Genomic DNA, 22,242 nt, shown 5'->3' on the forward strand with positions numbered 1-22,242 from the left:
GTGTTGCGGCGCGTCAATCCAGAAAGCAGGACGATCACGCTGGATACATCTTCGAGTGTAGCGCAGCCCCTGTTTGGCGCGGGGAGCACAGTTCTGGCTCCGCACGTCGCGCACAGGAAAAAGGGCGGCCGAAGCCGCCCTGAGGCAACGCACCGGCGGTTGCCCGCCGGGTGGGTCGCTTATTGCTGGTCAGCGCCGCCTGACGTGCGGCCGGTCTCGACCAGGATCATCGGGCCTTGCTGGATCGGCGGTAGCGGCTTGCGCTCGCGCGGCACACGCGGAGCTGCGACGGTGCGGGCGGCCTCTTCTTGCGAGGCTTGCAGCTTTTGCGCATCCGTGTGGACCCACGTCATACCGACGTTGCTCACCACGCTTTGCAGCGTTTCGACGGACAGCGGCGCGGCCTTGCCGACGGTGCTGACCGGTGCTGGTGCAACGGCCGTTGCAGTTGCGATAGCGGCTTCGGCAACTTCAACTGCGGGAGCAGTGGCTACCACGGCCGGTTCAGCCGGTTGCACGGCGGGCGCGGCGGCGACCGGTGCCACGGCATCAGCCGTAAGCACGGGCTCCTGGACCACCGGGGCCGGGGCCTCGACCGGTGCGAACGAGGCAGTCTGCACCGGCTCAGTCACGGTCGTGTGCAGTGCCGGCTCGGCGAGTTGGTTACCTTCAGGCGCAGCATGCGCTTCGGTTTCTGCGATGGCGTTTTCGCTACCTTCCGCGTCGTCTTCGCCTTCTGCGCCTTCACGGTCACGGCGATAGCGGTTGCGGCCGCGACGACCACGACGGCGGCGCTCTTCGCCCTCACCGTTGCCTTCGGCACCCGGAGCCACGCCTTCCATGCCAGCGACTTCCGCCGGAACCGTGGTGTCGAGCAGAGCCTGCGGCACTTGCGGCGCAGCAGCCTGGTCGATCAGGTCCTCTGCTGCCAGAGGCGTTGCCGCAGCGGCTTCCTTGGCTTGTTGGTCGCGTTCGCGGTTTTCACGCGGTTCGCGAGCCTCACGACCTTCGCGGCCCTCACGCGGCTGGCGCTCGCGGCGTTCCTGGTTGCGCTCGCGGCGGCCTTGGCCTTCACCGCGGGCTTCCTGGCCCTGTTGCGGCTGACGGGCTTCAGCGGTTTCGCGTGCGCCGCCTTCGACCTGGGCCGGCTGGCGGTTTCGGTCGCGATTGCCGCGTTGGCCGTCACGTTGACCTTCGCGCTGGCCTTGTTGTTGCTGGCCTTCGCGGGCTTCATTGCGGTCACGGCCTTGGCGGTTGCCGTCGCGGCCACCTTGTTGCTGGCTTTGGCCTTGGCGTTCGCCACGTTCCGCGCGTTCACCACGTTGGCTACGGCCACCACGGTCTTGGCGATTGCCACGGCCTTGGCGGTTGCCGTCTTCCGTACGTTGTTTCGGTGCTTCAACCGGCGCTGCCACCACCGGCTCAGCCGGCTTGCCGCCGAACAGCGATTTCAGCCACGAAATGAAACCGCCTTGTGCAGGCACCGGGGCCGCCACTTGCGGGGCTGGGGTGGCTTCAGTGCGGGCCGGGCGCTCCGGGCGCGGCACCGACACAGGCGCCGGTTGTTCCGGCGTGATGCCCTTGACGGCGGCTTCCTGGCGCGGCTTGGCCGCTTCTTTGCGGGTGCTGTAGGCGGTGTCGGCTTCCAGCTCCTTGGCGGCTTCCTCGGCCATCTTGTAGCTGGCCTTGGTGTCGTCCAGGCGCGGATCGTCGTGGCGCAGGCGCTCCAGCTTGTAGTGCGGCGTCTCCAGATGCTTGTTCGGGATCAGCAGCACATTGACCTTGAAGCGCGTCTCGATCAGGTTGATGTCCGGGCGCTTCTCGTTGAGCAGGAACGCAGCCACTTCCACCGGCACCTGGCAGTGGATCGCGGCGGTGTTTTCCTTCATCGCCTCTTCCTGGATGATGCGCAGCACCTGCAGGGCGGACGATTCGGTATCGCGGATGTGGCCCGTGCCGTTACAGCGCGGGCAAGTGACGTGCGAGCCTTCCGACAGCGACGGACGCAGGCGCTGGCGCGACAGCTCCATCAGGCCGAAGCGGCTGATCTTGCCCATCTGCACGCGGGCGCGGTCGTGGCGCAGTGCGTCTTTCAGGCGGGTCTCGACGTCCTTCTGGGCCTTGCTCGACTCCATATCGATGAAGTCGATCACGATCAGGCCGCCCAGGTCACGCAGTCGGAGCTGGCGGGCGATTTCGTCGGCGGCTTCGAGGTTGGTGCGCGCGGCGGTTTCCTCGATATCCGCACCCTTGGTGGCGCGCGCCGAGTTCACGTCGATGGCGACCAGCGCCTCGGTGTGGTCGATCACGATGGCGCCGCCCGAGGGCAGCATCACCATGCGCGAGTACGCCGATTCAATCTGGTGTTCGATCTGGAAGCGCGAGAACAGGGGAACGTCGTCGCGGTACTTCTTCACCCGATTCATGTTGTCGGGCATCACCACGCTCATGAAGGCGCGGGCCTGATCGTAGATATCGTCCGTATCGATCAGGATTTCACCGATATCCGGCTGGAAGTAATCGCGGATCGCGCGGATCACCAAGCTGGATTCGAGATAGATCAGCAGCGGGGCCTTGTTGTCTACGGCGGCGCCATCGACGGCCTTCCACAGCTGCATCAGGTAGTTCAAGTCCCACTGCAGTTCTTCGGCCGAGCGGCCGATACCGGCGGTGCGGGCGATGATGCTCATGCCGTCCGGCACTTCCAGTTGCGCCATGGTTTCGCGCAGTTCCTGGCGGTCTTCGCCCTCGATGCGGCGCGAGACGCCACCGCCGCGCGGGTTGTTCGGCATCAGCACCAGATAGCGGCCGGCCAGCGAGATGAACGTGGTCAGGGCTGCGCCCTTGTTACCACGCTCTTCCTTCTCAACCTGGACGATCAGTTCCTGGCCTTCACGCAGCGCATCCTGGATGCGCGCATTGCGCACATCCACGCCTTCCTTGAAGTAGGCGCGGGCGACTTCCTTGAAGGGGAGAAAACCGTGCCGTTCTTCGCCGTAATTAACGAAGCAGGCTTCCAGCGACGGTTCGATGCGGGTGATGACACCCTTGTAGATATTGCCTTTGCGCTGTTCGCGCCCGGCGGTTTCGATGTCGATATCGATCAGTTTCTGACCATCGACAATGGCGACGCGCAATTCCTCTTGCTGCGTCGCATTGAACAACATGCGTTTCATTGCAACCTCACTCCAATGCCGTGCATGCACGGCGCTTCATGGAGCACGCGAAGGCGGAGCGGGTGGTCAACGAATTGCCGGGGTGTTGGCCGATGAAAAGACGGCGCAACGGGGCACGGGCGAAAGAAATGAGGGCGTCACGGACGGCAGGGCGGAGTTCGCAGACGCGGTTGGCGTCATGTCGCGCGTCCTGTCACTCGTGCCACGGGCCCAACGCGTTGTGCGGGCGGGCCGGCGGCGGCGAGTCGCGTGAAGCGACCACAAAGAGCGAATTGACGGACGGCCTGTCCGGACGAAACCCGCGGCGGGCAAATCGGGCGGCGTGCTGCTTGTTAGAGTTTTGCCGCCGGACCGCCATGGCAACGCGGTAACCGGATACTGAGCCGGCCGGCACCAACTGTGGTGCGGCAAGGGCTTCTTTCACCAAGCGGGCGCCGTATGGAGACCATGTGGCGCCCGCTTTTGAATTCTGTTCTACCAGCTGCTCGTTCTACGCTGACCGATCTTACCGACGTGATCTTTGGTTCACGTCCTGCGCGATGGGACAGCGGTGCGTGCTGCTTTCGTGCCGATTGGACCGGCCACGTGATTAGCTTTGTAACACAAGTGGGCGGGAGTTCGGCACGTTCCGGACGGAAACGGTGGCTGTGTACAATAGCTGTTGTTTCGTCCCGACCGGCTTTGCTGGCGCCTAAACGACTGTCCAGCGAGAAAATTATATTGAAAATGAATGAGTTACGCCATCCATTTGATGGCCGCATTCAACAGGCCGCACGTGACGCACTCGATGGCAAATCCGTCGCCTATGTAGAAATCGGTGAAGACGCCGAAGGGCAGCGCGTCGACAATTTTCTGATGCGCCTGGCCAAGGGCGTGCCCAAGAGCCACATCTACCGCATCCTGCGCTCCGGCGAGGTGCGTGTGAACAAAGGTCGGATTGACGCCGAATATCGCTTGAAGCTCGGCGACCTGGTGCGCATTCCGCCGCTTCGGATCGCTCAGCAAGCTGAAACGCCGCGTGCGGTGCCGGCGGCTGAATTCACGATCCTCCACGAAGATACGCACCTGCTGGTGATCGATAAGCCGGCCGGCGTGGCCGTGCATGGCGGCTCAGGGGTCGCGTTTGGCGTGATCGAGCAGCTACGTCAATCGCGCCCGGAAGCCAAGTTCCTTGAGCTTGTGCACCGTCTGGATCGCGAGACTTCCGGTGTTCTGCTGCTGGCTAAGAAGCGTTCGGCGCTGGTCGCACTGCACGAGCAGATTCGCGAAGGGCAGCTCGACAAGCGCTATTTCGCCGCCGTGAAGGGCGTCTGGCCGCACAAGCGCCAACACATCAAATCGCCGCTACACAAGTTCACCACGCCCGAGGGTGAGCGCCGCGTGCGTGTGCAGGCCGATGGGCAGCCGTCGCACACGATCTTCAACAAGGTGGGCGTGTTCGGGCCTTACACCTTGCTGGAGGCTGAACTGAAGACGGGGCGTACGCACCAGATTCGCGTGCACCTGGCCCATGCCGGTTTCCCCATCCTCGGTGACGACAAATACGGCGATTTTGCGCTCAACAAGGCGTTATCGCGCGCAAATGCGTCGCCGCGGCTGGGGCGGATGTTCCTGCACGCGCATCGCCTGCAGTTGACGCACCCGCACAGCGGTGAAATCGTCACATTCAACGCGCCGTTGCCGGCTGAGTGTGCCGATTTCCTGAACGCCTTCCAATCTGAGAGTCCCGATTCCGATGCCCCAGCAGCGCTTTGACCTGATCGTTTTCGACTGGGACGGTACCTTGATGGATTCGACGTCGGCCATTACCCGGTCGATCCAGCTTGCGTGCCGGGATCTCGGTCTGCCCGTGCCGGATGATACGCGCGCGAGTCATGTGATCGGTCTGGGGCTGCGCGACGCGCTCGAATATGCGGTGCCGACGCTCGACCCGGCGGACTACGGCAAGCTGGCCGAACGTTATCGTTTTCATTACCTCAGCCGTGATTCGCAACTGGTGCTGTTCCCGGGCGTGCGCGAGATGCTCGACGCGCTGCGCCGCGAGAACTACCTGCTGGCTGTGGCGACCGGTAAATCGCGCGTTGGCCTGCAGCGCGCGCTGGAAGTCACCGGCTTGACTGGCGTGTTCGACAACACACGGTGCGCCGACGAGACGTTCTCCAAGCCGCACCCGGCGATGCTGCTCGAACTCACCCGTGACCTCGGCATGGATGTCGAGCGCACGGTGATGATCGGTGACACCACGCACGACCTGCAGATGGCGGCGAATGCAGGGGCCGCCGGTGTGGCCGTTACATACGGCGCGCATCCTGCCGACGTGCTGCATACGCTTACACCGTTGTATTGCGCGCAATCGGTCGCCGATCTGCATCGCTGGCTGGCGGATCATGCTTGAGATGGCAGAACCGGTTCGCATCTGTGAGAGCGCCGCGCTGGAAGATGGTGGCTTGGGTGTGCGTTTTCCCGTGGAAGTGCGTGGGCGTACGATTAGCGCCTTTGTTGTCCGTTATGCCGGCGGCGTGCACGGTTACCTGAATCAGTGCGCGCACGTGCCGATGGAGATGGACTGGCAGGAAGGTCAGTTTTTTGAAAGCTCCGGGCTGTATCTGATGTGCGCGACGCATGGCGCCATCTACGAACCGGATACGGGCCGCTGTGTTGGCGGGCCGTGTCGGGGCTCGCATCTGTCCAAGCTCGACATTGCCGAGCGCGACGGCGGCGTCTGGTGGCAACCCGATGCCTTATTTCGTGCGTCGCCCCCCGCGCCGGCGCCGATTCCCCCCGCATGATGGCGTCGTCAGTTTTTTCGACTTCCTCGACCGTTCCCAACTTCGTCTATGACCGACTCGAATCCGCCGAAAGGGCCTGAAAATGCACCCGAAGAGGGCGCTGGCAAGCTGGAAGCACTGGAAGTTACGCAGCACGCCGATCACCCGCTCGAAGCTGAGTTGCGTGATCCTGCTGCCGGCAAGCCAGCATCGGCGGCCTCTGCGGTGGCCCCGGCGCAGCCAAGCGGCTGGGAGCGCGAGGTGCTTGAAAAGGTGCTGATGGCGACAGTGCGGGAGCAACGCGCTGCGCGCCGCTGGCGCATCTTCTTCCGCTTCGTGTCGCTGGGTATCGTTGGTCTGATTCTTTGGGCGTTCGCCAGCTTTGAGGGCGAAACGGTCAGCACCGGCCGCCACACTGCCGTGGTCAACCTCGATGGTGAGATCGCCGCCAACACGAACGCCAGCGCCGAGAACATCAACGCATCGCTTGAAGCGGCGTTTGCCGACGACAACACGGTCGGCGTGATCCTCAAGATCAATTCGCCGGGTGGGTCGCCTGTGCAGGCAGGCATGATCAACGATGACATCCGTCGCCTGCGTGCCAAGTACAAGAACATCCCGCTCTACGTCGTGGTTGAGGAGATGTGCGCTTCGGGCGGGTACTACGTGGCCGCTGCCGCTGACAAGATCTATGTCGATAAGGCCAGCATCGTCGGCTCGATTGGCGTACTGATGGACGGCTTCGGCTTTACCGGGCTGATGGACAAGATCGGGGTGGAGCGCCGTCTGCTCACGGCGGGCTCGAACAAGGGGATGCTTGATCCATTCTCGCCCTTGCCGCCGCAGCAGAAGCAGTACGCGCAGGACATGCTCAACGACATCCACCAGCAGTTCATCGATGTGGTCAAGCAAGGCCGCGGCACGCGGCTGAAGGATGATCCGACGCTGTTCACGGGCTTGTTCTGGACAGGCTCGAAAGCGGTTGAGCTGGGCCTGGCCGACGGGCTCGGTAGTGCAGACTTCGTGGCGCGCAACGTCATCAAGGCGCCGGATGTGGTCGACTACACGGTCAAGGAAAACTTCGCCTCGCGCGTTGCCCGCAAGCTCGGCACGGCAATGGGCGCGGGGGCCGTCAAGGCGCTGGCCTCCACAGGCCAGCTCAAGCTGCTGATGAAAGAGTAAGTCGCGCTGGCGCCCTCAGCGCGCCAGCAGCGAAAAGATGGCCGGCCGCTTGTGCAAGTCCATGCGGTCGGCACGCCAATCGCTCACGGGCAGGGTGACCACCTGTTCGCCGGGCAGCGTCAGATCCACTGCGATGGACAGCAGCGTGCCTGGTGCGCAGCCAGCCTGGATGGCTTCCAGCAATGCTCCGTTGCGGTATGGCGTCTCGATGAATACCTGGGTTTGTCCCGCTGAGCGTGAAAGCTGCTCAAGCGCCCGCAGCTTGGTTTTGCGCTCGCCCGCGTCAACCGGTAGATAGCCGTTGAACGCGAAGCTCTGGCCGTTCAGGCCCGAAGCCATTACCGCCAGCAGGATCGAGCTTGGCCCCACCAATGGCTTCACGCGCACGCCGTGCCGATGGGCCAGACGCACGAGGTTTGCGCCAGGATCGGCCACCGCCGGCACGCCGGCTTCGGACATCAGCCCGGCATCCTGCCCGGCAATCACCGGTGCCAGCAGGTCTTTCAACTCCGATTCCGGCGTCTTGATGTTCAGTTCGCGGATGGTGATTTCCTGTAGCGGACGCGCCAGCGGCGTGGTTTCTGCCAGCTTTTTGAGTAGCGCGCGCGCCGTTTTGGCGTGTTCGGCCACGAAATAATCGAGCTGCGCCGTGATCTGCTGCACGCCTGCGGGGATCACGTCGGGCAGCGGATCGGCTGCATCGCGCAGACCAAGCGTATTTGGAATGAGATAAAGCGTGCCAGCCATGGTTTAGACGAAGAGAGGGTAGTGCACGTTGCGCAGCATGCTGGTCAGCGCGATCAGCGGCAGGCCCACCAGTGCCGTTGGGTCTGACGATTCCACGCGCTCTAGCAGGGCGATGCCCAAACCTTCGGATTTGGCGCTGCCAGCCACGTCGTAAGGGTGTTCCAGGTGCAAGTACGCGTCCAGCTCCTCATCGGAGAGGTCGCGGAAGGTTGCCAGCGTGCGGATATCTTCACTTTGATGCTGCCCGGTGCGGCCATCGTATAGACACAACGCCGAGTGAAAAGTGACTGTACGTCCACGCATCCAGTGCAATTGCGCGAGCGCGCGAGCGTGATCGCCTGGTTTGCCGACCTGCTTGCCGTCCAGCGTCGCCACTTGATCGGAGCCGATCACCAGCGCGCCCGGATGGTCCAACGCTACCTTCTCGGCTTTCTGTCGGGCCAGGCGCAACGCGGTCTGGTCGGGCGATTCGCCGGGAGCGGGGGTCTCGTCGATGTTCGGCACGACGATTTCGAACGGCAGGCGCAGGCGTTCGAGCAATTCCCGCCGATAAGGCGAGCTGGAACCGAGAATCAACGGCGGACGCGAGGCAGAGGTCATAAGTGCTTGAAGATGCAGTGGATTTTGAGAAAAAACCTTTTGACGCCAGAGGTTTTTTCTCGCTATAATCCCGCGTTTCGCGGTTTGGCCGCGCAGTGTCGCAAACCGGGCGCCTAGGCGCAAGATGCCGGGGGCGATGTGCAAGGCGGCACAAATCAGGTTTCGCGCACCAACGGCTTTAGCGGGTTCGATCTGTGAATTTTCGTGCATTCGACCTTTTCGCGTTCATCCGCGCAGGCGAGCGGGTAAGCGGCACGGTCAACCTGGTTGATATGCCTCGTCTGCTGGCTGAGCAAGCCGCCGATGCGCCGGCTGGTGCCAACGGGCAGTTTCGTTGGCAAATGCAAGGCGTTGTGCGCGAGGAGGCCGCCGCAGGTCAGTCGGCCCGCCAGCGTTTCTTCGTTGATCTGGAAGTGGATGGCTCGATCTGGCTGCAATGCCAGCGTTGCCTGCACGCCTACGAGCAATCGCTGCCGGTGCGTACGCGCCTAGAGGTGATGCGTTCGGAGGGAGAGGCTGACGCAGCGCCGCTGGATGATGACGAGGCAGATGTCATCGTCGGCTCCCGTAACTTCGACCTGATCACGCAGATCGAAGACGAGTTGCTGCTGGCGCTGCCGGTGTCACCGCGTCACGCAGTCTGTCCGGATGAGGTCTTGCCGGAAGAGGCGGAAGCCGAAAAGAAGCCGTCGCCGTTCGCGGTGCTGGCCAATCTGAAGACCAAACATTAGGCGTACGCAGGTTTTGCGTGCGTTGATGGCAGTACGTTTCACACGCCTACCGGAATGGCTACGCTCCGGCTCCGTGTGATGTGATAAAATCGATCAAATTGCTTAGGAGTCAGTCATGGCTGTTCAACAAAACAAGAAGTCGCCGTCCAAGCGCGGCATGCATCGTTCGCACGACTTCCTCACCACGGCCCCGATCGCTGTCGAGCCGACCACGGGTGAAGTCCACCTGCGTCACCACGTGAGCCCGAACGGCTACTACCGTGGCCGCAAGGTTGTGAAGACCAAGAACGACTGATGCGATTTGCCAGTTCTCTGGCAAGCGCGTTGGGTTGGTCTGAACGCACAGGTTCATGATGCAAACGAGAAAGCGGCAAGCCAAATTGCCGCTTTTTTGTTGCGCAGAATTCGGCAAGGCGTGGTCGGGTTTGTGTACCATACGGCGCCTATGCTGAAGCCGCACGTGAAACCGCAACTCAGACTCGCATGACCATCAAGCTTGCCATCGACTGCATGGGTGGCGATCACGGCGTTGGCGTGACGATCCCTGCAGCGATCCAATTTCTCGCCGCACACGAAGACGTCGAAATGCTGCTCGTCGGGCAGCCCGACGTCATTGCGGCGCAGCTCAAACGACTTCACGCCGCTGCGAACCCGCGCATCCACGTCGTCCCTGCCTCCGAGGTGGTGTCGATGGACGATCCGGTGGAGGTCGCGTTGCGCAAGAAGAAAGATTCTTCGATGCGCGTGGCCATCAATCAGGTCAAGGAAGGCGCCGCGCAAGCGTGCGTCTCCGCCGGCAATACCGGTGCCCTGATGGCCGTGTCGCGTTACGTTCTCAAGACGCTGGACGGCATCGATCGCCCGGCCATTGCGACCGCCATCCCGAACGAGAAGGGCTCCGGCACCACGGTGCTGGATCTCGGTGCCAACGCAGATTGCGAGCCCGCGCACCTGCTGCAGTTCGCGCAGATGGCCTCGGCAATGGTGTCGGTGGTCGAGCAGAAGCCGCGTCCGACGGTGGGCCTGCTCAACATCGGCGAAGAAGTCATCAAGGGTAACGAGGTCGTCAAGCAGGCGGGTGAGCTGCTGCGCGGCTCCGATCTCAACTTCTTCGGCAACGTTGAAGGCAACGACATCTTCAAGGGCACCACGGACATCGTCGTCTGCGACGGCTTTGTCGGCAACGTAGCGCTCAAGAGCACGGAAGGCCTCGCCAAGATGATCGGTGAGATGCTGCGCGAAGAATTCAGCCGCTCGTGGTTCACCAAGTTGCTCGCGGTGGTGGCGCTGCCCGTGCTTTCGCGTTTCAAACGCCGTGTTGACCATCGGCGCTACAATGGCGCCGCGCTGCTCGGCCTGCGGGGTCTTGTCATCAAGAGTCACGGTTCGGCCGATGCCTATGCGTTTGAATGGGCGATCAAGCGCGCCTACGACGCAGCGGCCAACGGCGTGATCGCCCGCATTGCGCAGGCGTTCGAATCGCATCACGACGCAGCGGGCGCTGCGCCGGTCTCCACTTCCACTCCGGCCGCCGACGCCGCTTGAGCGCGTTGCCCCCGAGTCAGCATTCACCCCACCGCACATGACACGTTACGCAAGGATCATCGGCACGGGCAGCTACCTGCCGCCCAAGCGGGTCACCAATCAAGAACTGGCTGCACAACTGGCCGAAAAGGGCATCGAGACGAGCGACGAATGGATCGTCACGCGCAGCGGTATTCGCGCGCGCCACTTTGCCGAACCCGATGTCACGTGTAGCGATCTCGCCGTCAAGGCAGCCGAGCGCGCCATCGAGGCCGCCGGCATCGATCGCTCTGAGATCGACCTGATTCTGGTGGCCACGTCCACGCCGGATTTCGTCTTCCCGAGCACTGCTTGTCTGGTGCAGCAGAAGCTGGGTATCACCAACGGTTGCGCGGCGTTTGACGTGCAGGCCGTGTGCTCCGGTTTTGTCTACGCGCTGTCGACGGCCGACAAGTTCATCCGCGCGGGTGCTTACCGTAACGTGCTGGTGATCGGCTCTGAAGTGTTCTCGCGCATCATCGATTTCAGCGACCGCACCACCTGCGTGCTGTTCGGCGACGGCGCCGGCGCTGTGGTGCTGCAGGCCTCGGACGAGCCGGGCATCCTGTCGACCGCATTGCACGCCGATGGCAGCCACGCCAATATCCTGTGCGTGCCCGGCAACGTCGCTGCCGGCGCGATCCAGGGCAGCGCTTTTCTGTATATGGACGGCCAGGCCGTCTTCAAGCTGGCAGTGAATGTGCTCGACAAGGTGGCGCGTGAAGCGCTGGCTGCTGCGGAGCTTGACGCTTCGCAGGTCGACTGGCTGATCCCGCATCAGGCCAACATTCGCATCATGCAAGGCACGGCCAAGAAGCTTGGGCTGCCTGTCGAGCGCATGGTGGTGACGGTGCATGAGCACGGCAACACGTCGGCTGCATCGATTCCGCTGGCGCTGGACGTCGCTGTGCGCGATGGTCGCATCAAACCGGGCCATCACGTGATGCTCGAAGGCGTGGGCGGCGGCTTTACCTGGGGCGCGGCGCTGCTGCGCTTCTGATCGACGAATTTCCAGAACGAACAATACGAGCCATGACATTCGCTTTCGTCTTTCCCGGCCAGGGTTCGCAATCGGTCGGCATGCTCAACGCGTTTGCTGATCATCCCGTGGTGGCGGCCACGCTGGCTGAGGCCTCCGATGCACTGGGTCAGGACATCGGCAAGCTGATCGCCGAAGGTCCGGCTGAAGAACTGAATCTGACCACCAACACGCAGCCGGTTATGCTGACGGCCGCCGTAGCGGTCTACCGAGCATGGCAAGCTGCGGGCGGCCCGGTGCCGACCGTTATGGCCGGCCACAGCCTGGGTGAGTACTCGGCGCTGGTCGCTGCTGGCGCGATCGCCTTCAAGGATGCTGTGCCGCTGGTGCGTTTCCGTGCCAAGGCTATGCAGGAAGCTGTGCCGGTGGGTGAGGGTGGCATGGCTGCGATTCTCGGCCTGTCGGATGATGACGTGCGCGCTGCGTGTACCGAAGCGTCGGCTGCAGGCGTGGTCGAGGCTGTCAACTTCAACGCACCGGCACAGGTGGTGATCGCCGGTGCCAAGGCGGCTGTCGAGAAGGCGTGCGAAATCGCCAAGGCGAAGGGCGCCAAGCGCGCGCTGCCGTTGCCGGTGTCGGCGCCGTTCCACTCGTCGCTGCTCAATCCGGCATCGGATCGTCTGCGCGAGTATCTCGCCAGCGTGACGATCAGCGCTCCGCTCATTCCTGTCATCAACAACGTGGATGTGGCCGTCGTGAGCGATCCGGCTGCCATCAAGGATGCGCTGGTGCGCCAGGCTGCCTCGCCGGTGCGCTGGGTTGAGACTGTGCAGAAGATGAAGGTCGACGGCATCACCCGTGTGGTCGAGTGCGGCCCGGGCAAGGTGCTGGCGGGTCTGGTCAAGCGCATTGATGGCGAGATCATCGGCGATGCGATCTTCGATCCGGCATCGCTTGAAGCCGTGCTCGGCCAACTCAAATAATCAACGGGATTCGTATGACCCAAGCATTGAACAACCAGGTCGCGCTCGTGACTGGCGCGTCGCGCGGCATCGGCCGTGCCATCGCACTGGAGTTGGCGCGTCAGGGTGCGACGGTGGTCGGTACGGCCACGTCGGAAGCCGGCGCGCAGGCCATCACGGCCTACTTTGCCGAAGCGGGCGTGAAGGGCGCAGGTGTGGTGCTCAACGTGAACGACGCCGCGCGCTGCGAAGCCGTCATCGACGAGACGATCAAAACGCATGGTGGCCTGAACATTTTGGTCAACAATGCCGGCATCACGCAGGACAACCTGGCGATGCGCATGAAGGATGAGGAATGGGTGTCGGTCATCGACACGAACCTCTCCGCTGTGTTCCGTCTGTCGCGTGCGGTGCTGCGCCCGATGATGAAGGCGCGCGGCGGCCGCATCATCAACATCACTTCGGTGGTGGGCTCGGCTGGCAACCCCGGTCAGGCCAACTACGCGGCAGCCAAGGCCGGCGTGGAAGGCATGGCTCGTGCGCTGGCTCGCGAAATCGGCAGCCGCAACATTACGGTCAACTGCATTGCACCGGGCTTTATCGATACCGACATGACCAAGGTTCTGTCGGAAGAGCAACACACTGCGCTGAAGGCGCAGATTCCGCTGGGCCGTCTGGGTGCACCGGAAGACATCGCCAGCGCGGTTGCCTTTCTGGCGTCACCGGCGGCGGGCTACATTACGGGCTCGACGCTGCACGTCAACGGCGGCATGTACATGGGATAAGGAAGCCGTCCCGGCGGCGATTGTGCAGGGTCTTGCGCATGCGCGGAATCCTGTGAAATCGCTGAATTAACAGGCTTTTAGCATCATATTGGGCGCAGTTTTTGCAAGGATTCAGGCGCGGTTTTTCGCTGCGCAAACCTGCTAGAATGCGCGCACTTTTTGTCGAATACTTCCCTGGAGGGTTACATGGACAATATCGAACAACGCGTCAAGAAGATCGTTGCTGAACAACTCGGCGTCGCTGAAGGCGACATCAAGAACGAATCGTCGTTCGTGAACGATCTGGGCGCGGATTCGCTCGATACGGTTGAGCTGGTGATGGCTCTGGAAGACGAGTTCGGTATGGAAATTCCGGACGAGGAAGCCGAGAAGATCACCACGGTGCAACAAGCTATCGACTACGCAACCGCCCACGTCAAGGCGTAAGCGTCAATCGATCTCTTGACATCGCGGGCCACAGAAAGGGCGGCTGTCCGGTTTGACCGGGTGGCGCGCTTTCTGTGGCCTTTGTCGCTGATACAGAGTTGCAGGAAAGCATAGTGAGCCGTCGTCGCGTAGTCGTAACCGGCCTGGGGCTGGTCTCTCCGGTAGGAAACTCGGTCGCCGAAGCATGGGCCAATCTGGTCGCCGGCAAGTCCGGGATCGCCACCATCACCAAATTCGATCATTCCGCGCTGGCCGTGCACTTCGCTGGTGAAGTGAAGGGCTTCAATGTCGAGGAATACGGTATCCCCGCCAATGAGGCGCGCCGCATGGATACCTTCATCCACTACGGCATTGCCGCGGGCGTGCAAGCGCTCAAGGACAGCGGGCTGGAGGTCACCGAAGCCAACGCCGATCGCATTGGCGTGCTGGTTGGCTCCGGCATCGGCGGCCTGCCAATGATCGAAGATACCCACGCGGAATACACGAATCGCGGCCCGCGCCGCATTTCGCCGTTCTTCGTGCCGGGTTCGATCATCAACATGATTTCGGGTCATCTGAGCATCATGTTCGGCCTGAAGGGACCGAATCTGGCGGCCGTGACAGCCTGTACGACGGGTCTGCACAGCATTGGCCTGGCCGCCCGCCTGATTCAGGCCGGCGATGCCGATGTGATGGTTGCCGGTGGTGCTGAGTCGACTGTTTCGCCGCTGGGCATCGGTGGTTTCGCCGCGGCGCGCGCATTGTCGACCCGCAACGATGACCCCGCCACCGCGTCCCGTCCGTGGGACAAGGACCGCGACGGTTTCGTGCTGGGCGAAGGTGCCGGTGTGGTGGTGCTCGAGGAATACGAAGCCGCCAAGGCACGTGGCGCCACGATCTACGCGGAAGTCTCAGGCTTCGGCATGAGCGGTGACGCGTACCACATGACCGCACCGAACATGGACGGCCCGCGCCGCTGCATGCTCAACGCGCTGCGCGATGCCGGTATCAACGCTGATCAGGTCCAGTACCTGAACGCGCACGGTACGTCGACCCCGCTGGGCGACAAGAACGAATCCGACGCCATCAAGGCGGCTTTCGGCGATCACGCCAGCAAGGTCGTCGTGAACTCCACGAAGTCAATGACTGGCCACTTGCTGGGCGGGGCGGGTGGCCTAGAGTCGGTGTTTACGATTCTGGCGCTGCACAACCAAGTGTCGCCGCCGACCATCAACATCTTCAATCAGGATCCCGAGTGCGATCTCGATTACTGCGCCAATACCGCGCGTGATATGAAGATCGACGTGGCCGTGAAGAACAACTTCGGCTTCGGCGGGACCAACGGCACGCTGGTGTTCACGCGTCCGTAACGCTGTACGGCGTGCAGCCTCTGGCTGCGCGCCGTTTTTCGCTTCCCACCTTGGTAGTTCAGCGCATCGTTTTTCCGGCGCCATACCGGCGGCTGTGTACGATCGGCCGGTTCGGCATGGCAAACCTTGTTTGCTTTGTCTTGACCTGGCTAGTCGGCGTATGGGGTGGGGTGCTGCCGGTGCTGGCCTGGATTGTGATCGGTACGCTGGCCGTGGCAGCATGCATTCCACTGACAGTGAACCGCTCACCGCTTGCGATGGAACTGATGTGGCGCGCCCGTCTCAAAGCAGATGGCGAACCCGGTCAACCGGTCTGGCAGGTCCGGCTGGAAATGCCTCAAGCGGTCCGAAATGCGCCTCTGTTATGGTCATGGTCACTCGGGCAACGCGTCTTGGTTCTTGGTGTTGCGCATCACGGGTGGTGTCCTCAGATATTTGTATTGATGCCGCCCTGGTTTGCGACCGGGCCATTGCGTCGTATGCGAAGTCTGTTGCGCCTGGGGCCACCACCGATGGCCGCTCAGGCGACCGGTGTGTCGTAGGTAAAATACAACGTTTCGAAGTCATAAAAATTCAAGGCGATACACTGCAGGTGAAGAATCCGTGAGTGAACGCGAAGCCGACCAGATCCTCGTCGAGCGCGTCCAGCAAGGCGACAAGCGGGCGTTTGAGCTGCTGGTGGTCAAGTACCACCGCAAGATCATTCGTCTCGTCTCTCGCCTGATCCGTGACCCCGCCGAAGTCGAGGATGTGGCACAGGATGCCTTTATCAAGGCCTACCGTGCATTACCCCAGTTCCGGGGTGAATCCGCGTTCTATACGTGGCTATATCGCATCGCCGTCAACACGGCCAAGAATTACCTGGCGACCCAGGGCCGGCGCCCTGAATCGTCCAGCGACATTGACACCGAAGAGGCTGAAACTTTTGCCGACGGTGAGCAACTAAGGGATATCAATACGCCGGACTCCATGCTGCACACCAAGCAGGTGGCCGAAACGGTCAACCGTGCGATGGAGGCGCTGCCCGAGGAATTGCGTACCGCAATTACGCTCCGGGAGATCGAGGGTCTGAGCTATGAGGAAATCGCCGAAGCGATGGAGTGCCCAATAGGGACGGTCCGTTCGCGGATCTTCCGGGCTCGCGAGGCGATTGCCGAGAAATTGCGCCCCCTGCTGGGAACGGTAGAGGGCAAACGGTGGTAGCCAGCCGATATGACAAGCCGGCGGCCGCGGGTGTAACCCCAGGCTGCAAACGGTGAAACCTCGGGAAGTCTTCTCTCGGATCGTTGATTGGACGTTGGAGTTTTTGGGGTCGGGAAATGGGTCAGGCTCAAATGCAGACAGCAGAAGCGGAGTTCGCGCAGCGTATCTCCGCATTGATGGACGGTGAACTGGCGGCGCACGAGGTGTCGTCGGCTGTCGATCTCGCCAAGGACGGCGAGGGCGCGGCGCACTGGCGCGAGTATCAACTGATCGGCGATGTACTCCGATCGGAAGATCTGCTGAACACGCGTTCCTCCGAAGATTTCCTCAGCCGGTTCTCGGCCAAGCTTGAAGCCGAGCCGCACTTGCTGGTGCCGGCTGTGGTGCAGCGCGCGCAAGCCGAAGAGAGGCATCGCTTCCTGGTTCGCCCCTCGTGGGTCCGTCGGATCATGCCAACGACTGCCGTGGCTGCGGCGGTGGCGGCCGTTAGCTGGGTGGTCGTGCCGCAATTGCGCGGCCCCGCCGACGGCGGCAACGCTTCGCCGGCACTGGTTGCCAAGGCGGTACAGGGTGCCGACGCACCGGGCGTGACGCTGGCCTCGGCTGACAACACGCCCATGATCCGTGACGCCCGTCTGGACGAATATCTGAGCGCGCATCGTCAGTCGGCGACCAACGGCATGGTGGTTCCGTATCTGCGTGCGGTGGCCAACGGGGTGTCGAACACCCAGGACTCCAATCAGGAATAATGCGGGCATCCATGTCGAAGGTGTGGCACCCCGTTGCCGGGGCAGGCGCCCGCAAGCTGCAGGCCGTTCGTCGGTCCGTTTTTCTCCTTCTCTGTGCGTCGACGCTGGCTGCCGCTGCGCAGCCGCAAGTCGAGCCCATGCCGCGCAAGGAGGCCGCCTCATGGCTGACTAAGATTCATCGCGCTGCGCTCAAGCAGAACTATGTCGGCACGCTGACGTATCAGCGTGGCACCGGCATGCATTCCACGCGCATTCAGCACTACGCCGATCTCTTCAACAACGAGTACGAGCGCGTTGAAGCGCTGGATGGCAAGCAGCGTGAAATGCTGCGTCAGAACGATGTCGTCCGGAACCTGATCTACGACGTCAAGCTGGTCGTGACCGAGAAGCAGGAGCACAAGGACAGCTTTCCGGCGCTGCTCGCCACCACCAATGGCGATGTGCTGGACCAGTACGACATGCGCCACCTGCCGTCCGAGCGTGTGGCCGGTATGGATTGCGAGGTCTTCCAGCTCGATCCGAAAGATGGTTTTCGTTATGCCTACCGCATTTGGGCCGACCACAACAGCGGTTTGTTGATGCGTGCACAGACCATCGGTGAAGACGGCAAGGTGCTGGAGCAGGTCGCCTTCTCGCAGGTCGAGGTGGGTGTGCCGTCGGAAAAGCAGAAGATCATTGCCGCGCTCAAGAATTTGAGTGGCTGGAACCAGTACGAGATCATCACGCAGCCGACCAGCCTAGCCGATCAGGGCTGGACGATCGGCGCGCCCATCAAGGGCTTCCAGAAGATCCGTGAAGTGCGCCGTCCGTTGGGTGACATTGCGCCGGCAGGCAAGGGCAGTTCGAGCTTCGAGGTGCAGCAGGTCGTGTTCAGCGATGGGCTCGCCGGGCTATCGCTTTTCATCGAGCCGGTTTCCGAGAAGCGCACGCGTCGCGAAGGCTTTATTTCGCAGGGTGCTACGCACGTGATGGTGCGCCGCATTGCCGATTTCTGGCTGACAGTGGTGGGCGAAGTGCCGTTTGCTACCATCAAGCAGTTTGGCGCAGCGGTCGACTACAAGCCGGTTTCTGCCAACGCGGCCAACTCGGCAACCAACAAGCCAGCCGGCGCGCCGCAATAAGCTGACGCCTGTCTTAAGCTGCGTGAATCGATCACGCAGCGCATTCTCACTCTGTCTTTGTTCCGGGGAGCCTTCATGCGTACCGCTCGAACCGTTCATGCCTTGCGTCTGCTGTGTGTTGCCGCTTTGATGGCGGCCGGAGGCGCGCTCGCGCCGGCCTACGCACAGAATGCGACAGGCAGTGTGGCCGCGGGCACGTATGGCTTGCCCGATTTTGCGGATCTGGTCGAGAAGGTCAGCCCGGCCGTCGTCAACATCCGCACGACCGAGAAGGTTCGCACGCAAGGTGGCCCGGGCGACGACGACATGGCCGAGTTCTTCCGTCGTTTCTTTGGTGTGCCGATGCCGGGTATGCCTGGTCAGGGGCAGGGGCAGAAGCGTCGCAGTACGCCGCAGCCGCAGGAAGAAGAGCAGAGCCGTGGCGTGGGTTCCGGCTTCATCATCTCCGGCGACGGCTTCATCCTGACCAATGCCCACGTAGTTGATGGTGCCGAGACCATCTACGTGACGCTGCTCGACAAGCGTGAGTTCAAGGCCAAGTTGATCGGCTTGGACAAGCGAACCGATGTGGCCCTCGTCAAGGTTGAGGCCAGCGGTCTGCCAAGCCTGAAGCAGGGCGATTCCGACAAGGTGCGCGTGGGCGAGTGGGTGTTGGCGATCGGTTCGCCCTTCGGTCTGGACAACACGGTCACGGCAGGCATCGTGTCGGCCAAGGGGCGTGATACGGGCGACTACCTGCCGTTCATCCAGTCAGACGTGGCCGTCAACCCGGGCAACTCGGGCGGGCCGCTGATCAACCTGCGCGGTGAGGTGATCGGCATCAACAATCAGATCTATAGCCAGAGCGGTGGCTACATGGGCATCTCCTTCTCGATTCCGATCGATGAGGCGATGCGCGTGGCCGAGCAGATCAAGGCGACGGGGCGTGTGACGCGTGGGCGCATCGGTGTGGCCATCGACAACGTACCGAAGGATGCGGCGGAATCGCTGGGTCTGGGTCGCGCACGTGGCGCTTATGTGGGTAATGTTGAATCGGGTGGCCCGGCCGACAAGGCCGGCATCGAGGCCGGCGATATCGTGCTGAAGTTCAATGGTCGCGACGTTGAGAAAGCGGGCGATCTGCAGCGCCAGGTTGGCGAGACCAAGCCTGGTACACGTGCGACCGTGCAAGTGTGGCGCAAGGGCGCGACGCGCGATTTGACCGTGACCGTGGCTGAGTTGCCGTCCGATACCAAGGTTGCCCAGCGCGGCAAGGGTGCCCAGCCGGACAATGGCCCGCAGGGCCCCGGCAAGCCGAATGCACTGGGGCTGGTGGTGGCCGATCTGTCCGAGGGTGCGCAGCGCGAGTTCAAGACCAAGGTGGGCGTCGAGGTGCAGGTGGCTGAAGGTCCGGCTGCACGCGTCGGCATTCGCGCGGGTGACCTGATCCTGCGTGTGGGCGACACCGATGTCACCAGCGCCAAGCAGTTTAACGACGTGGTTGGGAGGCTCGACAAGAACCGCATGGTGGCTGTGTTTGTGCGCCGCGGTGACGCCACCCAGGTGGTGACGATGCGCCCGAGCACGGCGCGGTCGGGTGGCGGCCAGTGATTGAGCTGACGCTCTACGGCCGCACGTACTGTCATTTGTGCGACGACATGAAGGTCGCGCTGGAACCTTTCCGGCGCGATTTTTCTTTTCAGCTGCACGAGGTGGATGTCGATAGCGATCCGGCGCTGGAAGACCGTTTTGGCGAGCTGGTGCCGGTGCTCATGGCAGGCGCGCCCGATGCGCCGGCTGAGACCGCGCGCGAGCTGTGCCACTATTTCCTGGATATGCCTGCCGTGCAGGGGTGGCTGGCTGCACAGGCCGAACAGACGCCCGGTGCCTGACGCTGGCGGCGCCGCAAAAAGAGGCGCGGGAAGCCCCCTGAAATCCGGTAAAATCGCCTGTTAGCGCCGATTTTTGCATCGCACGATTTTGCTTTGCAGCCTCGGCTTGAAATCCAATTCTCCTGCCGGTGCCGTCCTGAGCGCGCCGGCCACGTCGGAGTCGCCACACGCGGCCCGGCAACGCGTCCTCGGGATGGACGCGCTTTTCGACGCATTCGATGGACAATATCCGTAATTTCTCGATCATCGCCCACATCGACCACGGCAAATCGACGCTGGCCGATCGCATCATCCAGTTGTGTGGCGGCCTCTCCGACCGCGAGATGGAAGCCCAAGTGCTGGACTCGATGGACATCGAGAAAGAGCGCGGCATCACCATCAAGGCGCAGACCGCCGCGCTCTCCTACAAGGCGCAGGATGGCAAGGTCTACAACCTGAACCTAATCGACACCCCGGGCCACGTCGACTTCAGCTACGAAGTCAGCCGCTCGCTGTCCGCCTGCGAGGGCGCACTGCTGGTGGTGGACGCTTCGCAGGGCGTGGAGGCACAGACGGTCGCCAACTGCTACACCGCCATTGAGCTGGGTGTGGAAGTGGTGCCGGTGCTCAACAAGATCGATCTGCCCGCAGCTGACCCGGACAACGCGATCCAGGAAATCGAAGACGTGATTGGCATTGACGCGACGGATGCGACGCGCTGCTCGGCCAAGACCGGTGTGGGCGTGGCGGACGTGCTGGAAGCACTGATTGCCAAGGTGCCCGCGCCCAAGGGTGACCCGGCGGCGCCGCTGCAAGCGCTGATCATCGACTCCTGGTTCGACAACTACGTCGGCGTGGTGATGCTCGTGCGCGTGGTCAACGGTACGCTGCGCGCCAAGGACAAGGTCCTGCTGATGGCCACGGGTGCGCAGCACTTGGTGGAACAGGTGGGTGTGTTCTCGCCGAAATCGGTTCCGCGTGAATCGCTGTCGGCGGGACAAGTGGGCTTTGTCATCGCGGGCATCAAGGAATTGAAGGCCGCCAAGGTAGGCGACACGATCACCCACGTGGCGCCGCGCAAGGCCGAGGCACCGTTGCCGGGCTTCAAGGAAGTCAAGCCGCAGGTGTTCGCTGGTCTGTATCCGGTGGAAGCCAACCAGTACGAAGCGCTGCGCGAATCGCTGGAGAAGCTCAAGCTCAATGACGCTTCTCTGCAGTACGAGCCGGAGGTGTCCCAGGCGTTGGGCTTTGGCTTCCGCTGCGGCTTCCTGGGTTTGCTGCACATGGAGATCGTGCAGGAGCGCCTGGAGCGCGAATTCGACATGGACCTGATCACCACCGCGCCGACGGTGGTCTACCAGGTGCAACAGCGCGACGGTACCATGGTGCAGGTGGAAAACCCGGCCAAGATGCCGGCGGACCCAAGCAAGATCGAGGCGATCCTGGAGCCGATCGTCACGGTCAACCTGTACATGCCGCAGGAGTATGTGGGCGCTGTGATCACGCTGTGCGAGCAGAAGCGTGGCTCGCAGATCAACATGAGCTATCACGGTCGCCAGGTCCAACTGACGTACGAGATCCCGATGGGCGAGATCGTGCTGGACTTCTTCGACCGGCTGAAGTCTGTGTCGCGCGGTTATGCGTCCATGGACTACGAGTTCAAGGAATATCGCGTGTCGGACGTTGTCAAGGTCGACATCCTGATCAACGGCGACAAGGTCGACGCGCTCTCCATCATCGTCCACCGTTCCAACAGTACGTACCGTGGCCGTGAAGTGGCCGCCAAGATGCGCGAAATCATTCCGCGCCAGATGTACGACGTGGCCATCCAGGCGGCCATCGGCGCCAACGTCATTGCACGTGAAAACGTTAAGGCGCTGCGCAAAAACGTCCTGGCCAAGTGCTACGGCGGTGACATCTCGCGCAAGAAGAAGCTCCTCGAGAAGCAGAAGGAGGGCAAGAAGCGCATGAAGCAAGTCGGTACTGTTGAAATTCCGCAAGAGGCGTTCCTCGCCATCCTGCGCGTCGAAGAAAAATAACCTCGGACGAAT

The 22,242-nt window shown here is 62.4% G+C and carries 21 protein-coding genes; 18 read left to right on the plus strand and 3 right to left on the minus strand.

Translation table 11 applies throughout. The features are described from left to right. Positions 1 to 179: 179 nt before the first annotated feature. Positions 180 to 3,176 carry an Rne/Rng family ribonuclease gene (locus tag ACS13N_RS13130; RefSeq protein ID WP_438932051.1) on the minus strand — a complete coding sequence of 999 codons (2,997 nt, stop codon included), beginning with the start codon at positions 3,174 to 3,176 and terminating at the stop codon, positions 180 to 182. A 726-nt stretch (positions 3,177 to 3,902) separates the two neighbouring features. Between ACS13N_RS13130 and ACS13N_RS13135 the strand changes: the two genes are divergently transcribed. The 4 genes from ACS13N_RS13135 to ACS13N_RS13150 are packed head-to-tail and all read left to right on the plus strand — an operon-like array spanning position 3,903 to position 7,126. Next, positions 3,903 to 4,931, plus strand: a complete 1,029-nt coding sequence (locus ACS13N_RS13135) for an RluA family pseudouridine synthase (protein ID WP_438932851.1) — start codon at positions 3,903 to 3,905, stop codon at positions 4,929 to 4,931. Further along, a complete protein-coding gene (locus ACS13N_RS13140; RefSeq protein ID WP_438932052.1) occupies positions 4,912 to 5,571 on the plus strand; it encodes an HAD-IA family hydrolase in 660 nt (219 codons plus the stop codon). The genes ACS13N_RS13135 and ACS13N_RS13140 overlap by 20 nt, the downstream gene beginning before the upstream one ends. Next, positions 5,564 to 5,965, plus strand: a complete 402-nt coding sequence (locus tag ACS13N_RS13145) for a Rieske (2Fe-2S) protein (protein ID WP_438932053.1) — start codon at positions 5,564 to 5,566, stop codon at positions 5,963 to 5,965. Before ACS13N_RS13140 ends, ACS13N_RS13145 begins: the two co-directional genes overlap by 8 nt. 48 nt (positions 5,966 to 6,013) lie before the next feature. After that, on the plus strand, positions 6,014 to 7,126 hold the full coding sequence (locus ACS13N_RS13150; protein WP_438932054.1) for a S49 family peptidase: 1,113 nt from the start codon (positions 6,014 to 6,016) through the stop codon (positions 7,124 to 7,126). A gap of 15 nt (positions 7,127 to 7,141) precedes the next feature. On the opposite strand, the gene ACS13N_RS13155 is transcribed toward ACS13N_RS13150, so the two are convergent. Next, a complete protein-coding gene (locus ACS13N_RS13155; RefSeq protein ID WP_438932055.1) occupies positions 7,142 to 7,873 on the minus strand; it encodes an SAM-dependent methyltransferase in 732 nt (243 codons plus the stop codon). A 3-nt stretch (positions 7,874 to 7,876) separates the two neighbouring features. Then, positions 7,877 to 8,473, minus strand: coding sequence for a Maf-like protein (locus ACS13N_RS13160; protein ID WP_438932852.1), 597 nt, complete (start codon positions 8,471 to 8,473; stop codon positions 7,877 to 7,879). A 194-nt stretch (positions 8,474 to 8,667) separates the two neighbouring features. Between ACS13N_RS13160 and ACS13N_RS13165 the strand changes: the two genes are divergently transcribed. From ACS13N_RS13165 to lepA, 14 genes are all read left to right on the plus strand, one after another. Further along, entirely contained in the window at positions 8,668 to 9,204 is a 537-nt protein-coding gene (locus ACS13N_RS13165; protein ID WP_438932056.1) for a YceD family protein, read from the plus strand. A gap of 115 nt (positions 9,205 to 9,319) precedes the next feature. After that, the gene (rpmF, locus tag ACS13N_RS13170; RefSeq protein WP_003268823.1) at positions 9,320 to 9,499 is read left to right on the plus strand and encodes a 50S ribosomal protein L32; all 180 of its coding nucleotides are present in this window, start codon (positions 9,320 to 9,322) and stop codon (positions 9,497 to 9,499) included. Positions 9,500 to 9,687: 188 nt separating this feature from the next. Then, a complete protein-coding gene (gene plsX / locus ACS13N_RS13175) occupies positions 9,688 to 10,749 on the plus strand; it encodes a phosphate acyltransferase PlsX (protein WP_438932057.1) in 1,062 nt (353 codons plus the stop codon). 37 nt (positions 10,750 to 10,786) lie between these two features. Further along, positions 10,787 to 11,767 (plus strand): beta-ketoacyl-ACP synthase III, encoded by a 981-nt coding sequence (locus ACS13N_RS13180; protein WP_438932058.1) that lies wholly within the window; start codon positions 10,787 to 10,789, stop codon positions 11,765 to 11,767. Positions 11,768 to 11,799: 32 nt separating this feature from the next. Further along, positions 11,800 to 12,729: an ACP S-malonyltransferase gene (fabD, locus tag ACS13N_RS13185; RefSeq protein ID WP_438932059.1), complete on the plus strand. Its 930-nt coding sequence runs from the start codon at positions 11,800 to 11,802 to the stop codon at positions 12,727 to 12,729. A 14-nt stretch (positions 12,730 to 12,743) separates the two neighbouring features. Further along, positions 12,744 to 13,493: a 3-oxoacyl-ACP reductase FabG gene (fabG, locus tag ACS13N_RS13190; RefSeq protein ID WP_316874264.1), complete on the plus strand. Its 750-nt coding sequence runs from the start codon at positions 12,744 to 12,746 to the stop codon at positions 13,491 to 13,493. 186 nt (positions 13,494 to 13,679) lie between these two features. After that, positions 13,680 to 13,919, plus strand: a complete 240-nt coding sequence (gene acpP, locus ACS13N_RS13195) for an acyl carrier protein (protein ID WP_438932060.1) — start codon at positions 13,680 to 13,682, stop codon at positions 13,917 to 13,919. A 113-nt stretch (positions 13,920 to 14,032) separates the two neighbouring features. Further along, positions 14,033 to 15,268, plus strand: a complete 1,236-nt coding sequence (fabF, locus tag ACS13N_RS13200; RefSeq protein WP_438932061.1) for a beta-ketoacyl-ACP synthase II — start codon at positions 14,033 to 14,035, stop codon at positions 15,266 to 15,268. Positions 15,269 to 15,871: 603 nt separating this feature from the next. Continuing rightward, on the plus strand, positions 15,872 to 16,471 hold the full coding sequence (gene rpoE, locus ACS13N_RS13205) for an RNA polymerase sigma factor RpoE (protein ID WP_021195369.1): 600 nt from the start codon (positions 15,872 to 15,874) through the stop codon (positions 16,469 to 16,471). A gap of 116 nt (positions 16,472 to 16,587) precedes the next feature. Next, a complete protein-coding gene (locus ACS13N_RS13210) occupies positions 16,588 to 17,220 on the plus strand; it encodes a sigma-E factor negative regulatory protein (protein ID WP_438932062.1) in 633 nt (210 codons plus the stop codon). An 11-nt stretch (positions 17,221 to 17,231) separates the two neighbouring features. Further along, positions 17,232 to 18,341, plus strand: a complete 1,110-nt coding sequence (locus tag ACS13N_RS13215; protein ID WP_438932063.1) for a MucB/RseB C-terminal domain-containing protein — start codon at positions 17,232 to 17,234, stop codon at positions 18,339 to 18,341. A 75-nt stretch (positions 18,342 to 18,416) separates the two neighbouring features. Then, positions 18,417 to 19,931, plus strand: a complete 1,515-nt coding sequence (locus ACS13N_RS13220) for a DegQ family serine endoprotease (protein WP_438932064.1) — start codon at positions 18,417 to 18,419, stop codon at positions 19,929 to 19,931. After that, positions 19,928 to 20,212, plus strand: coding sequence for a glutaredoxin family protein (locus tag ACS13N_RS13225; protein WP_438932065.1), 285 nt, complete (start codon positions 19,928 to 19,930; stop codon positions 20,210 to 20,212). The genes ACS13N_RS13220 and ACS13N_RS13225 overlap by 4 nt, the downstream gene beginning before the upstream one ends. A 218-nt stretch (positions 20,213 to 20,430) precedes the next feature. Further along, positions 20,431 to 22,230, plus strand: a complete 1,800-nt coding sequence (gene lepA / locus ACS13N_RS13230; RefSeq protein ID WP_438932066.1) for a translation elongation factor 4 — start codon at positions 20,431 to 20,433, stop codon at positions 22,228 to 22,230. The last annotated feature ends 12 nt before the right edge of the window (positions 22,231 to 22,242 follow it).

Origin of the sequence: Ralstonia sp. 24A2 (assembly GCF_051783885.1) — a bacterium.
Classification (GTDB): Bacteria; Pseudomonadota; Gammaproteobacteria; order Burkholderiales; family Burkholderiaceae; genus Ralstonia.